Source organism: Treponema saccharophilum DSM 2985, from assembly GCF_000255555.1.
GTDB lineage: Bacteria > Spirochaetota > Spirochaetia > Treponematales > Treponemataceae > Treponema_D > Treponema_D saccharophilum.
In genome coordinates, this window is sequence record NZ_AGRW01000042.1 from 24072 (window position 1) to 38662 (window position 14591).

Sequence of the window (14591 nt, forward strand, 5' to 3'; positions counted from 1 at the left end):
AAAAAACGAAGATACTATATAATCTTTCTCATTCGCGGGGATGGTGGAATTGGTAGACACGCTAGCTTGAGGTGCTAGTGGCGCAAGCTGTGCCTGTTCAAGTCAGGTTCTCCGCAATACGGTTTCGGATTTTTTTGATGCGAAACTTCTTGACAAATCAAGAAAATGAGACTAATATAGTTCTCACTTTCGGGCGACTAGCTCAGCTGGTAGAGCAACAGACTCTTAATCTGTGGGTCCGGGGTTCGATCCCCCGGTCGCTCATTTTTTTTGCGGGAATAGCACAGTGGTAGTGCGCCACCTTGCCAAGGTGGATGTCGTGGGTTCGATCCCCATTTCCCGCTCTTGCGACCCGATTATTTCGGGTCTTTTTTTTGTCTTTCCGTAATTTCCTTCGGCCTTTTTCCGTGATGGGGAACGCCTCCATCAAACAGGGCGAAATCTACCGGAGAAAGCGCAAACGTGTTAAGCAAGCGCTTCAAAAGGTGTATAATCCGATTCAAATGTCTGAAAATGCAAAAATATTGTTTTCAAAAATTACCGGGATGTACGGGACAATCCGCCGTGCGCGCGGGTGTTTCCTCTATACGTCGAAGAACGTCCGGCTGACGGACCTGTATCAGGCGGGCGGGCGCGCAATCCTGGGGTGGGGGAGCGGCGGCGCCGTTTCCGTCCTGAAAAACGTTCTGGAGCGGAAGCTTACGGGGATTTTCGACACGGATTTTTCCCCGATGTACGGCGCGGAATCTTCGAGGCTTTCGAAGGCCGTGTCGGAGCTTCTCGGCGGTTTTGACGACAGGCGCGTGTTCGTTTTCAATTCGTGCGGGCAGTGGGGGAATCCTGCTGAATTCGCGGAGAAGGAATTCGGGATAAAATGCGTCCGCTTCGTTCCGTGGAATCAGGATTCTGCCGATTGGCGCGAGGAGCTCGCCGTGCTGGTCGAGCCTCCGTTCGCGTGGGATGAGGAATGCTTCGTCATCGCGCTTGACCGTTCTGCCGGCTTTGACTGGGAAAAACTTTCTTCCAGGGCGTACCGGATTCCGTCCCCGCTGTGCGCCGCCTACACGCGCGCAATCTACGATTTGATACGCGCGCTTCAGGAGCGGAGCGAGAAGGACTGGTTCCGTTACGATGCCGTCCTGTCGAAATACTGGACGCGGAAGGGACCGTATCTCATCCCCGCCGTTCCCGCAGAATCGTACCGCGATTTCATGCTCCATTGCGCGGAATGCGGTCTTGTCGTTTCCCCGGACTACGAGGTGCCTAGCATCGTTCCTTTCGGCGCGGACAGGGGGAATTTCTCCAAGTTGAAGAACAATCCTTTTGAATGGTGATATGGGAATAACAGAATCCGAAATACTGCTCGGCATCGTGAAGGTCGTCCTCGGCGGAATCGCGGCTTTCCTTGCGATAATGCTTTGGAGCCGTACGCGCGAGCCTTCGTGGATGTGCGTCGTCGCGGGCGCCGTCACCGGATACGCGGGAATCGTCTACGAGCTTCTCGTAAAGCTCGGCATCGTCATAGCGCGCGATTTTGTCGTGCCGATGACGGGCGTCCTCGTGTCCTCGCTCGTCTTTACGGTTCTTCCGATGGTTTTTGTTATTCTGGCGCTGGTTCTTATGCTTTTTAAATCGAGGTAAAAAATGACGATTGGCGAATATTGGGACAAATTCCTTGCGGAATCGAAGCAGAATCCTGATGAGGTCGGTTTTTCCGGCGAGCTTTCGTTTGCGGAGCGGGGTGTCGTTGGGAACGAGCAGCTTGCGCTCGTCCTTTCCGGAAAGCGGACGGTGACGTTCACCGCGTTCGATTCGTATGCGATAAACAGGGAGCCGCTTCCCGTTTCGGGAGAGGTTTTCATCGTCGAGGACAAGGACGGAGAGCCGCGCGGAATCGTGGAGGTCACGGACGTCAGCGTCATCCCGTTCGGTGAGATTACGTGGGAGCTTGCGCGGCGCGAGGGCGAGGACGAAAGCCTTGAGGAATGGCGCGAGAAGCAGCGCGATTACATGGAGGACGAGGCGGCGCTCTGCGGTTTCGAGTTCACCGATTCGAGCAAGGTCGTCTGCGAAGTTTTCCGTCTTATCTACCGATAATAAATGCAGCTGCCCGGGAACGCGCTTTTTCGGAGACGTTTTCGGGCTGTTTATTTTTTTGTGTTCCGGCGCGGGAAAAATTTCCGGTTCCGGGACGAGGAGTTTTTAGGATGGCTCATAAGGCTGCGAAATTTTCTATTTTCTGGTTTATGCTGAACCTTGCCGTCGGCGTGATGCTTGCCGTCGGCGGAATCTGGGCTTTGCAGGGCGGCGGCGACTTTGCCGCGCAGGCGCTCAGCCATGTCGCAAGCGGCGATGTCGGCAGGATTGTCATCATCGCGTTCGGCGTCGTGGAGCTTCTTTCCGGGATTTTCATTATCCTCCAGTGCTTCATCGCGAACGGGTTCGGCAGGCTCGGATACATTCTGAAAATCATAATCTGCGTGATTTGGGCAATCGCAATCGTGATAGCCGACATTCTGAACGGCAACTTCGGCGATTTGCTCGGCTGGCTCTACACGTTCGCGTCGCACCTTATCGTTCTTGCGGCGCTTCTCGTGACGAGAAGCTGATTTGCTCCGGCTTTTGCGTTCTTCCGTGAAAGCCGTGCGCGTACAAAAAAATCCCGGACGAGGATGTTCTCCAGTCCGGGATTTTTTTTGACCCTAACACGAGTCGAACGTGCGACCTGCTGCTTAGGAGGCAGCCGCTCTATCCAGCTGAGCTATAGGATCGAATGAATGAATAATATATCAAAACCGATTATTGTTCAATAGTCGAAGAACTGCCGGCCAATAGACCTGTTCTGAAACTGGGGCTTCCGAACAGGTTTAATAACCGGAAACAGACCGTCTCTTTATCACGCGAGAATGTCGGGAAGCTTTTGTACGTCCTCGGCGCCTCCGACGAGAATTCCGCCCATGCCGAGCTCAATCGGAAGCTTGAGGTCGATGTCGAACCGGTCGCCGACTGAAATGCAGTCGCGCGGGCGCACTTCCTCACCGATGTCCTCCGACGCCCAGCCCATCGCCGTCTCGAGAAGCTTCCTCGACGGCTTCGATTCCATGCACGTGTCCAGCCCCGCGATTCTCGGAATCAGGTCGGCGATTCCGATTACCTCAAGCGTGCGCCTCGCAGGCTCCACGGGATTGTTCGTGACGCACACGAGGGCGAATTTTTCCTTGAGCTTCCGTATCGCCGCGATGAGCTTCTCGTCCCTTTTCAGGTAGTCGGCCGGATTGAAAAGCGTTTTCCGCCATTCGATGCTCGTCTCGATGGGGATTCCGAACGACGTGAGCAGGTTTCCGAGGCTGATTTTCAGCCCGCCGTGCTCCGCCGCCCATTTTCTCCTGAAATCGGCGACCTTTTTCCGCGCCTCGTCGGCAGTCATTCCGTTGAGCGCGGCGTAGTGGCGTACCTGCGCGTCAATCTGCTCGTGCGCGTATTCCGGGCACGTGTAGAGCGTCGCGTCTATGTCGAATATCAGGGCTTTCGGTTTTTCCGGCAGATTGTAGATTTCCATTTCTTTTTCCTTCCTCAAAAAATCGTTCGTGCTGACCGTTCACATCCCGCAGAGGACGAAGCACGCCTCGTCCATGTCGTCGTAGTCGCCGAGCGCGAGCCGTGCCAGGACGAGGTCCCCGATAAGCTCCGCGTCGTTGCAGAACGGGACGCGGATGTTCATGCCCGCCGCTTTTTCCTTTCGCGAAATCCACTCCTTGTCGAGGCATTGTCCGCCCGTCATCGCAAGCTCGTCCGGGAACAGCTCCCCGTTCGATTCGGCGGCGTTCCGGAGCTTTTCGATTGCCGACGAGAATTCCTCAAGGAGCGCGTCAGGCGACTCGTCTTTCCTGCGCCCGCTGTCGGGAATAAGCGCGCTCGCGTTCCACAATCCGGGAATCGCGCTCGGGAGCGTCCTTATTCCGTCGGCAAAAATCGGCCTCGACGTGCAGAGGTTGATTCCTTCGCTTGAGCCTGCCCGGTCGCATAGTTTTCCCGGGTAAATCGTCCCCGTTCCGATAAGCGCGACGACGAAATCGGGCGCGCCGGCAAAAACGAGCGTGCCCTCAAGCAGTCCCGTCCCGATTGCGGCTTTTTCGCAGATTTTTCCGGCGAAGCTGCCCATTTTTTTGAACGGCGGAAGCTTTGCGCGCTCATCCGCGCCGAACCCGAACCGGCGCAGCTCCTCGTCGCTCCAGTACGCCTTTTCGAATCCTTTCGCGGGAAGAATCGTAAGCGCGTTTCCTGTCAGGAATTTGATGAGGAATTCCGGCCCCGACATGACGGAGGATGCTTTTTCCCATTCGCCCGGGAACACTTTCCGTGCGGCAATCATGCGCGGGATGTAGAGGGATTCTGTTTTCGGGCTGTCGCTTTTCGGGGTGGGGGCGTTCCACAAAAGCGTCGCGAGCGCGTCCCCGTCCCGCTCAAGCACGAGCGTCGGGCCGTTCCCGCTGACGCAGATTGCCTCGATTGCGGCTGATTCGTTTTCGCTTTTCAGCTCCGCGACAGCTTTTTTGAGCGCGGAAATCCATCCGTCCGCGCCGCTTCCTTTTTCGAGCGCGACGCGCGTTTTTGCCTCCACGGTGCGCCTGTCAGAAAGGAGCGCCGCCTTGAGCGATGTCGTTCCGATGTCGATGCAGAGAATCGTGTCAGTCATGGCGACATTGTACCGTATTTGCGGAGAAAATTCCGTCGGTAAGCCGCCGTGCGCGCCCGGAAATTACCGGCGGATTTCCGCTGTTTTTGTGGCCGCGTTGAAGGCGAAAACGTAGGCGCCGCTTTCTTCCGGCGTGAACGAGAAATTCGTTCCGACACCCGTCGCATCGTCTGCCGTGAACGGCTCGTTCAGATTGACTGTCCCGGAACTTCCCGACGTTCCGAACGAATGCGACCAGTCGCCGAATTCGTCGAATTTGAATTCGTATGCGAGCTCCGCAGTGAGGTCGGCGCTTGCGGAGAATTCGCTCCCGTCGTAATCCATTTTCGTCGCGTTCCAGCCGTTCATCGTTCCTCGCAGGTACATCGTCGGCTCCGCGTCGTAGTCCCAGATGTCGAGGACGTTTTCCCTTCCCGCGGATGAGAAATCGTATACGCGGATTTCGTGCGGGCTGAAATTGCGGAGGACAGCGCAGCCTGAATCGTTTTCGATGTCGGCGTTTTCGTCCCCGTTTCCTACGATGAGCGAATAGCCGCCCCGTTCCGAAACGTCGAAGCCGGAAAACGATAGTTCTGCCGCGCTTTTCCTTGCCAGATTCGCGACGACGAGCAGTTCCGTGCTTTCGTCGGAAATCGTGTACGCGAGCGCGCCGGAATTCTCGCTTTCCAGCACGCTGATTTTTCCGTTCGCGAACACATCTTTGTATTCCGCGGATTTCCGCAGCGCGATGAGCGTTTTGTTTATGGAAAGCACTGAATCGCTGCCGCTTTTCTGCGTTTCTGCCTTTGTCCAGTCGAACGGCTGCCGGAGCCTGAAGTCCCCGTCTTGCGTTCCCGATTTCTGCGCGATTTCGTTTCCGTAGTAGATGAACGGGACTGTCGGGCGCAGGAGCGAGAGCGATGTGGCGAGGATTATTCCCGTTTTTCCGATTGACGTCTCGCTGTCGCCGAGCCTGTCTGCATATTCGTCGTGGTTCCCGAGGAACGTGCCGTAGCTTTTCGATTCGTCGGGGTTCCCGAAAATTTTCGGCGAGTCTCCCGCTGCCTGATTCGCGATTTCCCCGAGGACGGCTTTCCCTTGGTCGAAGTCGAGCACCATGTTGAATTCGTCGCCGCTTCCGAAATACCCGTCGAGCTTCGTCCTGTTCCCTTCAATCCACGCCTCGCTGACCATGAATTTCGGGCTTTCGTATTCGTCAAGCACGCTCCTGAGCTCCTTGAACCATTCGTGCGTTTCGTCCGTGTCCTCGCGCGATTTTTCCGTCTCGACAAGGTACCTCGCCGCGTCGATTCTGAGCCCGTCGAACCCCTTGTTGAGCCAATACCGGACGACGTTCTTCATCTCCTCGCGCACCTCGCGGTTCCTGTAGTTCAAATCGGGCTGCGTGTCGGCGAACGCGGCGTAGTAGTATTTCCCGTTCTTCTTGTGCCATGCGCTCGCGCCCCAGGTGTTCTTCCAGTCGAGCGCGGTCTTGCTCCACACATACCAGCCGCTTTTTCCGTTATCGCCGTTCGCGGAATCGACGAACCAGCCGTTGCTGCTTGACGTGTGGTTCGGAACGAAGTCGAATATGATTTTCATCCCGCGCTCGTGGCACGCTTTTATGAGCGAGACGAGCTCCTCCTCCGCGCTTTCCGCCGTGGCGTTCCCGCTTCCGAAAAATGCGTTCACTTTGTAGAAGTCGCTCACGTCGTAGCCGTGCATGTTGATTTTCGCGCTTTCTTCGTTCGTGCTTCCTTCGTACGCGCATTCCCAGAACGGGCTGAGCCAAATCGCGTCGCATCCGAGGTCGTCCTGGATGTAGCCGAGGCTTTCCTCGATTCCTTTGAAGTCGCCGCAGTTTTTGGAGCAGTCGCCCACGTCTGAGTCCCTGAACGACTTTATCCATATGTGGTAGAAGACCGAATTCCGCCACCAGTTTTCCGAAAGGCCCTCGCTCTGGTTTTCAGTTTCCGGAAGCGCGACGGGGCTTTTGTAGTTCTCGTCGCCCGTCAGCGATGTCAGGTCGATTTTTTCCTCGGTGTAGTCGTCGTTCCTGATTTGGCACGACGAGAAGAGCGCGATCGCGGCAAAAAATGCTGATGTGATGATTTTTTTCATGATGTACCCGTTTTCGTTTTTTGATTTTCTGGTACGCCTATTCTATTCCCGCATCGGCGGTGCCCGCTTGTCCGATTTTCCGTTTCGTTTGTAGGATTTTCTCAAAATGCCGGAATTCCCGCGCGGACAAAAAAAGGCTGCCCAATAAGTGGTGCACGGTGCCGTTACGAAACGCGTTCGGCATGGCACTGCTTTTTGGACAGCCCACGGGTTTGTTTTTGCCCCCGCCGGAATTTCTGGCGGGGATTCGTTTTTTTATTCGGCCTGCTCAGGCTTGTCAGTCTTCTCGTTCGAGTCGGACTTCTTTATGAGCTTGTCGATAATGTTGCGGTTGTCGAGGAGGTCGGAAAGTCCCTGGTTGTGGTGGATTCTCGTGATGACGTTCGCGAAAAGCCCCGAGACGTTCGTCGAGATGAACCATTCCTTGTCCTTGAGGTTCGAGTGGTAGACGGCGTTCGTTCCGATTACGCGGTAGAACAGCCCGTCCTTGTACGCCTGGTCGAAAAGCTCGATAGCGTTTCCCGTGAAGAACGGAAGGGAGATTGCGGCGATGACCTTCGTCGCGCCCTGTTCCTTCAGGAAGCCCATCGCCTTGAGGAGCGTGCCGCCCGTTCCTAGCATGTCGTCGGCAAGGAACGCGACTTTGCCCTTCACGTCGCCGAGAAGCTTTATCGACTTGATGTTCGTGTTCTTCGCGTCCTGCGTCACGACGGAGTAATCGCGCTCCTTGTAAATCATCGCGAGCGGAACCTTCAGGCCTGACGCGTAGAACTTGTTCCTGTCGATTGCTCCCGTGTCCGGCGAGACCACGACCAAATCTTCCTTGTTCGGGCCGGTGAGGTTGACGACTTTCGTAAGCTCGCGGATTATCTGGTATGAGGCGTGCAGGTTGTCGAGGTACGTCGTGTTGAACGCGTTTACGATTTCGCGCGAGTGGATGTCGAGCGTGACGACGCGCGTCACTCCCTTCATCTCGTAGATGTGGCTGAGGAGGGATGCGGTCAGGCCTTCGCGGCTCTTCTTCTTGTGCTGCCGAGAGTAGGGGAACGCGGGGACGACGAGCGTTATCGATGCCGCGCCCGCCTGCTGCACCGCGTCAATCGTGACGAGGAGCGTCATGACGTGGTCGTTCACGGAGAAGACGACTTCGTTCTTTCCGCCGTTCATCTTTATCGGCTCGTGGTTCTCGACGTCCTGGAAGATGTAGATGTCCTTTCCGCGGACGCATTCGAGAATCTCCGCCTTGACCTCGCCGTTCGCGAACCACGTGAAGAGCGTGTCCACCTTGAATTTGGGAACGCGGTACTGGTCGGTCGAGCCGCGCACTACGAGGTCGCTCGTCGCAAGGTCGTTCCTGAAATTCATGTCCTGGACGAGCTTGTCCTTCTCGATGTTGTACCTTTTCGCGATGACATCGGATTTGAGCGTGAAGCGATGCTTGTACATCTGCCTGAGATGAGAGATTACCTCGTCTGCGAAGATGGCTCCGCCCGGACAGGCGATGACGCCAAGGTTTGTCGGTTCTGAATATGGCATTTTAGAATCCTTGTTAGTGAATTTTGGGAAAAAGATGATTCATTTTATATTTTTCGCAATATGTCGTCAATTCACTGAAAACAATGGAAAATGTTGCGCTTTTTTGCGGTTCTTTTTCATTCTTTGCGGATTTGCAGTGCGTTTCCCGAGAACAACCGCGGGGAATTGTGCTAAAATCTCCGCATTATGATTAGACTAGTTGCATTCCTCGGGAATTATGGTCAGGAGTATGAGCTGACAAGGCACAACGTCGCGTGGCAGTTCGCGTCGCAGCTTCCTTTTTACGGACGTTTTTCATGGCAGCAGAAATTCAGGGGCGATTACGCGTCCGTGGAGACGGAAACCCTCGCGCAATGGTTCGCGGAAACGGGCGTGCTGTCGAAGAAGGACGGAAGCGCGCCCGCGGTTCCGTCCGGTGCACCCGACAAAATTTTCTTCCTCAAGCCGCTCACGTACATGAATCTCAGCGGCGAGTCCGTCGGGGAGCTTGCGCGGTTCTTCAAGATTGAGCCTTCCGAGATTCTCGTCGTCCACGACGAGCTTGAGCTTCCGATTGGGACGGTCAGCTTGAAATGGTCGGGCGGGCTCGGCGGGCACAACGGGCTCCGGTCGATGAGGAGCGTTTTCGGGACGCAGGATTTCTGGCGGCTCCGGTTCGGGCTGACTAAGCCGGTCGGGCGCGACATCGCCGATTACGTGCTTTCGAATTTCACCCCGGACGAGCGGATAATCCTCGCGCAGGAATTTTCGCAGACGAACGAGATGCTCGCGAAATTCCTCCTTTCGACGGATGAGAACCAGAAGCGCATCCTCCAGTCGTGGTCGAAGCGGAAAATCGTGGAGGCGGAGAAGAAATGAGCGGGTTCGAGAATCTTCTTTCCGTTGTCCGCGCCCTCCGCGGCGAGAACGGATGCCCGTGGGACAAAGCGCAGACGCCGCTTTCCCTGCGCCGCTACATGATTGAGGAATGCTTCGAGACGATTGACGCTATAACGCAGGGCGAGCCGTCCCACGTCAAGGAGGAGCTCGGCGACCTTTTCTTCAACGTCCTCCTCGACGCGTGCATTTACGAGGAAAACGGCGATTTTACCGTGGACGAATGCCTCGGCTCCATCGCGGAGAAGCTCGTCCGCCGCCACCCGCACGTGTTCCCGCGCTCCGAGGGCGCGTCCGAAGCAAACGATGACCTCGGGCGGCAGTGGGACGACATAAAGGCGAAGGTGGAGGGGCGCGGCGACGAATGCGCGCTCGCGTCCGTTCCCGACGGGTTCCCGCCGCTCCTGAAGGCGCAGAAAATGCTTTCGAAGGCGGCGAAGCGCGGGTTCGAGTGGGAGAAAATCGAGGACGTGCGCGCGAAAGTCGCCGAGGAGATGCGCGAGGTTGACGATGCCGCAAAAAGCGGCGACGGTTCCGCCATCGAGGAGGAAATCGGCGACCTTCTACTTTCCGTGGTGAACTGGGCGCGATGGCTCGGCGTCGATGCAGTCTCCGCGCTCGACCGCGCGAACCGAAAATTCAGCGGCAGGTTCGGCTACGTCGAGTCGTCGATGCGCGCGCAAAAAATCGCGATGGACAAGTCGAGCCTCGGCGAGATGATGCGCTTGTGGCGCGAGGCAAAAAAGGAGGGGCGGTAAGGCGCTTCCCGCGGGCGGAGCTATGATGACGGCTGGCTCTGTTCCCCGTATATGCGGCACGTTTTCCTGCCGCTTTCCTTCGCCTCGTAGAGGGCTTTGTCGGCGTTCTTGTAAAGCTCGTCGCTGTATCCCCCGTCGGAGTAGGCCGCGCCCGCGGAGATTGAGACTTCCCCGAGGTCGCCGAGCCGTTCTGCGAGCTTTTTGTTGACTATGCTGATTTTTTCGATTATGCGGTTTTGAGCCGCCGGCTTGAAATTCTGCAGGATGACCGCGAATTCGTCGCCTCCAATCCGCGCGACGTAATCGTCCTTCCTGAACGTCTCTCGCAGTATCGTCGCGATTGACCGCAGCACCGTGTCGCCGCCGGAATGCCCGAACGTGTCGTTTATGCGCTTGAAGTTGTCCATGTCCACGAGCACGAGCGCGATGTTCTGCCTTTTTTCCGTGGATGTCGCGCAAATCTGGTCGAACGCGCGCCTGTTCAGAATTCCCGTCAGCGCGTCGTATTCGGCTTTTTCGAGGAGCGCACGCTCGTTCCTCGCCTTGATTTCGTATATCTCGTTGTACGATATGGCGAGGTTCCGCAGTTCCGTCGAGCCGATTATGTTGAGTTTCTCGTCGTTCTTTATGGCGTGGAGGAATTTCTTCAGCGGTGTTATGACGAGCGACGAAAGGACGGTGAAAATCGAGAGGTTCATGACGAGCAGTATGATGAAAAGCGTCCGGAGTTTTTTTATGTTGCTTCCGAGTGTGCGGGCGTTTACGCCAAGCTTCTCCTTTATCTGCTGCTCGATTGCCATCATCGTGAGCTTGCAGTTCTCGTTTATCCTTGTCTTGTAAATCAGGTATCCGTCCCCGAAAAGGTTTCCCACCGCAAGTTCCTGGATTTTATCGGCGGGGATGTTCCTGTCGGCGGGGCGTATGTCTATGCTTCGGAGCCGCTCCGGCATTTTTATGCGTTCGTATTCGTCGAGAAGCTCGTAGGCGAGGCGCATAGCGTACAGCTCCATGTTTATGAGGCTTTCCGCCTGCGTTATCGCGATTTTGAGCCGCTGGTAGGCGATGTCCTTCTCCGAGCAGACTTTGAGAAGCTCCGCCATCGCGGCTTCCTTCCGCTTCTTTACCGTGATTTCCGCGATGTAGTTCTCCGCGTGCTCCACCTTGTGCGTGATGACGAACAGCCGCGCCTCCTCGGTGAGGTCGTTGGAGCATTCCATAATCTCGTTCGAGCTCCATTCGCATATGATGAATTTGTTTATGGCGTCCTGGACAATCCTGAATTTTTTGTTCACGCTTCCCGATATCAGCAGCGTGAACAGGAACACGATTGCCGTGAGGACCGTGAGGAATGTGTTGAGGAAATTGATGTTTATGCCGTTTGCAGCTGATTTTTCCATAAACGTGCGAATCCTTCCGATGTTTTATTTTCCGAGCTCCAGTATTTTTTCGTAGAGCGCCGGATATGCCCGGCTTTTTTCCTCAATTATGTCCCTGCAGGCGTTCTGCCAGGGCGTTTTGTCGGGCACCTCCGTGACCGTCCCTCCCTTCGCCTTTATCTTGGCGATGGCGTCCGCGTTTGCCTTGTCGAGCGTCTGCCTGCAGAAATCCTGCGCGTATTCTCCCGCCCTGACGATGATGTCCTTCTGCCGCTCGTCGAGCGAATCCCACGTCCCCGCGTTTATGATTACCTGCCCGGCGCCAATCATGTGCCCGTCGAGGAGAAGGTGCGGCGCGACGATGTTGAACGAATTCGAAAGGTAGTTCGAAATCGGGTTCTCCGCGACATCGACGGCTCCCGTGAGAAGCTCGGCGTACAAATCCGTGAAATCGACTTTTTTGCCGACCGCGCCGAGCGATTGCGCGAGCGACGTGAGGATTTCGCCCGAGACGCGGAACTTCATCCCCTTCATGTCCTCGACGCTTTTTATCGGGACCGTCGCGAACAGGTGCCGGAATCCTTCCTCGATGTAGAACAGCCCCTTTATGCCGAGCCCCTCCTCGTACGGCTCGTCGAGAATCTCCTTGGCGACGTCCGACCGCGTGAACTTCCAGAAATGCTCGTCGTTCCTGAACGTGAACGGAATCGAAACGAGCGCGGATTTTTTTCCGCCAATCTGCGACAGGTTCGCCGGCCCGCGCATCATATGTATGGAGTTGTCGTCCGAGCGGATTATGTCGAGGACCTGCTTCTCGCTGCCGAGAATGCCGGAGCATTTCAGGTCTATGATGATTTTTCCGTCGGACAGCTCCTCGACTTTCCTCTTGAACGCACGGTCCGTGCGCCCGGCAACGGTGTCCTCCGGGTTGACTTCCGCCATGACGAGCGTAAGAGGCGTTTCTTTCGGAGCGTTTTCCTTTCCTCGGCAGGAGATGAAGGAAAACGCTGCTGTTGAAGCTATAATAAGAGCAAAAATCCTGGACATTGCGTTCCTCTTCGGAAAGCCATCAAACCGCCCGTATGGCCGTCTTCGCGGAATGACTGCCGTTCCTTATATTTCCGATAGAAATCCTTTGCAAACTGATTTTGGAGACGACTTTTCCAAATACAGATTATTTCGAGTTTACCATATCGCCGAGAATCTTTCAAAAGCTTAACGGCACATTGACATGTCAGTGTCGCAAAATTCATAATTTTAGACGGCAAAAATCCCTATCTGCGCGCATATGAAAATCGTCGCGAAAAGCGTCAGCGCCGACGCGAGCGTCGTCCACACGACAAGCTGCCCGGCAAGCTCCGCGTCGTTTCCCATTTCGGCGGCCATCGGCACGCTTGAGACCGCGATTGGCGTCCCGTACAGCGCAATCAGCGCGGGAAATTCGAGCGAGCGGAATCCTGCGGCGTATGCGGCGCAGAGGCAGACTGCCGGGCAGACGACGACGCGCATGAGCGTTCCCGTCGCGATGAGTTTCTTGAGCTTCGAGACTGCCGAGAATTCGAAATTCCCTCCCAGCGCTATGAGCGCGACCGTCGAAGCGGCGGAGCCGAGCGATTTTACCGTGCTGTAGATGAACGGGATGTCGCGGCTTATCAAAAACAGTTTCCGCCCGTCGGATTCCGGTATAGCCTCCCGTACCGCAAGCACGACAATTCCAGCGGCGACGCCTTGTATCAGCGGGTTTTTGCAGACTTTCAGCGCGATTGACAATGCCGTCCTCAGCTTTGAGCCGCCTTTTTTGTCGCCAACGAATACGGAAAGCGCGATTGTCGCGAGCACGTTGAAGAGCGGAATCGTAATCGACGAAAGAATCGAGGCGATTTTGACGGGCGTCTTGTCCTCCCCGCACAGCGACATGGCGAGAGAGATTCCGATTATCGCGTAGTTCGAGCGGTACGATGCCTGGAGCAGGACGCCTTTCTGCGTGTCGTCCTTCGTCGATGCGACCGCGACGACGAATCCCACCGCGTAGAAGGCCAGTATCGAAAGAATCGCGAACAGGACGACCGGCGCGCATCCGGCGATTTCCCCGATGTCGCCGACGTTGTATACATTGCAGAAAAGCAGGCACGGAAGCAGGCACCTGAAGCTCAGCTTGTTCAGCATCTTGAAAAAATCTTGGGGCAAAAGCCTGATGCGCTTGAGCACATATCCGACGCAAATGAGCGATATAATCGGGAAAACTGCGTTGCAGGTGAAAAGAAGCTTCTCTAACATGTCAGCATTCTACATCTTTTGTTTTGTTCGTTCACCCCGTTTGCGGACAAAAATGCGGATTCCGCAACACTTGGGGAAAAAACGTGTCTAAGACGGTGCAATGCTCATGCAAAAACTAAAAAACGGAGAAGAAAAATGAACGAATTCAAGCAGTTCCACGACGAGTCGGGAAAATTCAACTTCCAGACGATGGTTTATTTTTGCGAGGCGAACGACAACAAGAACCTCTCGCTTTATGATTTGCTGAAAATATCGTCGGATGCCGCCGTCGAGGATTACAACCAGCGCGGGATGAGCCGCGACGCGTTGAGCAGGAACGGGTACGCAATCCTCGTCAGCCGCGTCTCGTACCGCTTCCACCGGCTTCCGCGCGAGAACGAGAAAATCGTCCTGAAAACGTGGGAGGAGAAGCCGGAGCCGCTCCAGCTCGTCCGCGCGTATGAATTCGAGTCGATGGACGGGGAGAAACTCGTCAGCGGCTTGAGCTCGTGGGTCGTCGTGAACCCCGAGGGGCACCGCATCATCCAGACGAAGAATTTCGCGATGAGGAAGGCGCCGGATTTTTCGACGGAGCACGACTGCCTCAAGTACGGAAAGATTCAGCATCCTGACGACATGGTTCTCCTTGACGAGCGCATCATAAAATATTCCGACCTCGACGGGAACGGCCACACGAACAACGCCCGCTACGGCGCGTTCGTCGCTGATGCCCTTCCGAAGGAACTCCGACGCGTCGCTTTCACCGATTTCCGCCTGAACTACGCGAAGGAGGCAATGCTCGGCGAGAAGCTGCAGGTGTTCGGGAAGCTTGACGAGGAGGCGAAAAAGCTTTCCGTCGTCGGGCGGACGGAAGGCGGCGTCTCGTTCGAGGCGGAGCTTTTCTACTAGAATCGCTTTCCGATTGCGGCGCGTTTTTGAAGGCTCTGCCCAGATTTCTCGCGTCATCCCGAATCTGCAGGCATGGCAAAATCA

General features: G+C 55.8%; 14 protein-coding genes and 4 tRNA genes. 10 read left to right on the plus strand and 8 right to left on the minus strand.

Features of this window, described 5'->3' with window-relative positions; all coding sequences use genetic code 11:
- The first annotated feature begins 34 nt into the window (after window positions 1-34).
- The 7 genes from TRESADRAFT_RS05285 (at window position 35) to TRESADRAFT_RS05315 (ending at window position 2609) form a co-directional block, all read left to right on the plus strand.
- Window positions 35-116 (plus strand) — tRNA-Leu (locus tag TRESADRAFT_RS05285).
- Between the two features lie 75 nt (window positions 117-191).
- Window positions 192-264, plus strand: a tRNA-Lys gene (locus TRESADRAFT_RS05290).
- An 8-nt stretch (window positions 265-272) separates the two neighbouring features.
- Window positions 273-344: transfer RNA gene (locus TRESADRAFT_RS05295), tRNA-Gly, on the plus strand.
- Window positions 345-503: 159 nt separating this feature from the next.
- Complete coding sequence (locus tag TRESADRAFT_RS05300) at window positions 504-1334, plus strand: hypothetical protein (RefSeq protein ID WP_040842329.1); 831 nt, start codon at window positions 504-506, stop codon at window positions 1332-1334.
- Between the two features lies 1 nt (window position 1335).
- Window positions 1336-1641, plus strand: a complete 306-nt coding sequence (locus TRESADRAFT_RS05305; RefSeq protein ID WP_002703535.1) for a hypothetical protein — start codon at window positions 1336-1338, stop codon at window positions 1639-1641.
- Window positions 1642-1644: 3 nt separating this feature from the next.
- Window positions 1645-2097: an ASCH domain-containing protein gene (locus TRESADRAFT_RS05310; RefSeq protein ID WP_002703537.1), complete on the plus strand. Its 453-nt coding sequence runs from the start codon at window positions 1645-1647 to the stop codon at window positions 2095-2097.
- A gap of 110 nt (window positions 2098-2207) precedes the next feature.
- A complete protein-coding gene (locus tag TRESADRAFT_RS05315) occupies window positions 2208-2609 on the plus strand; it encodes a hypothetical protein (protein WP_002703540.1) in 402 nt (133 codons plus the stop codon).
- A gap of 88 nt (window positions 2610-2697) precedes the next feature.
- Here TRESADRAFT_RS05315 and TRESADRAFT_RS05320 read toward each other — a convergent pair.
- The 5 genes from TRESADRAFT_RS05320 to prs all read right to left on the minus strand — a co-directional run bounded on the left by TRESADRAFT_RS05320 (window position 2698) and on the right by prs (window position 8332).
- Window positions 2698-2771 (minus strand) — tRNA-Arg (locus TRESADRAFT_RS05320).
- A 125-nt stretch (window positions 2772-2896) separates the two neighbouring features.
- Window positions 2897-3559, minus strand: coding sequence for an HAD family hydrolase (locus TRESADRAFT_RS05325; protein WP_002703542.1), 663 nt, complete (start codon window positions 3557-3559; stop codon window positions 2897-2899).
- 39 nt (window positions 3560-3598) lie between these two features.
- Complete coding sequence (locus TRESADRAFT_RS05330; RefSeq protein ID WP_002703544.1) at window positions 3599-4696, minus strand: hypothetical protein; 1098 nt, start codon at window positions 4694-4696, stop codon at window positions 3599-3601.
- A gap of 63 nt (window positions 4697-4759) precedes the next feature.
- Window positions 4760-6796 (minus strand): alpha-amylase family glycosyl hydrolase, encoded by a 2037-nt coding sequence (locus tag TRESADRAFT_RS05335; protein WP_002703546.1) that lies wholly within the window; start codon window positions 6794-6796, stop codon window positions 4760-4762.
- Window positions 6797-7051: 255 nt separating this feature from the next.
- On the minus strand, window positions 7052-8332 hold the full coding sequence (gene prs / locus TRESADRAFT_RS05340) for a ribose-phosphate diphosphokinase (RefSeq protein WP_002703549.1): 1281 nt from the start codon (window positions 8330-8332) through the stop codon (window positions 7052-7054).
- Between the two features lie 186 nt (window positions 8333-8518).
- On the opposite strand from prs, the gene pth reads away from it, so the two are divergent.
- Both pth and mazG read left to right on the plus strand, forming a co-directional pair.
- Window positions 8519-9190: an aminoacyl-tRNA hydrolase gene (pth, locus tag TRESADRAFT_RS05345; RefSeq protein ID WP_002703551.1), complete on the plus strand. Its 672-nt coding sequence runs from the start codon at window positions 8519-8521 to the stop codon at window positions 9188-9190.
- On the plus strand, window positions 9187-9966 hold the full coding sequence (gene mazG, locus TRESADRAFT_RS05350; RefSeq protein ID WP_002703553.1) for a nucleoside triphosphate pyrophosphohydrolase: 780 nt from the start codon (window positions 9187-9189) through the stop codon (window positions 9964-9966). The genes pth and mazG overlap by 4 nt, the downstream gene beginning before the upstream one ends.
- Before the next feature lie 20 nt (window positions 9967-9986).
- On the opposite strand, the gene TRESADRAFT_RS14980 is transcribed toward mazG, so the two are convergent.
- The 3 genes from TRESADRAFT_RS14980 to TRESADRAFT_RS05365 form a co-directional block, all read right to left on the minus strand.
- Window positions 9987-11363 (minus strand): GGDEF domain-containing protein, encoded by a 1377-nt coding sequence (locus TRESADRAFT_RS14980; protein ID WP_002703555.1) that lies wholly within the window; start codon window positions 11361-11363, stop codon window positions 9987-9989.
- Window positions 11364-11387: 24 nt separating this feature from the next.
- A complete protein-coding gene (locus tag TRESADRAFT_RS05360; RefSeq protein WP_002703556.1) occupies window positions 11388-12389 on the minus strand; it encodes a TRAP transporter substrate-binding protein in 1002 nt (333 codons plus the stop codon).
- 210 nt (window positions 12390-12599) lie between these two features.
- Window positions 12600-13619: an AEC family transporter gene (locus tag TRESADRAFT_RS05365; protein ID WP_002703558.1), complete on the minus strand. Its 1020-nt coding sequence runs from the start codon at window positions 13617-13619 to the stop codon at window positions 12600-12602.
- 135 nt (window positions 13620-13754) lie between these two features.
- Here TRESADRAFT_RS05365 and TRESADRAFT_RS05370 point away from each other — a divergent pair, with 135 nt between their 5' ends.
- Complete coding sequence (locus TRESADRAFT_RS05370) at window positions 13755-14507, plus strand: acyl-[acyl-carrier-protein] thioesterase (protein WP_002703560.1); 753 nt, start codon at window positions 13755-13757, stop codon at window positions 14505-14507.
- Window positions 14508-14591 lie beyond the last annotated feature (84 nt).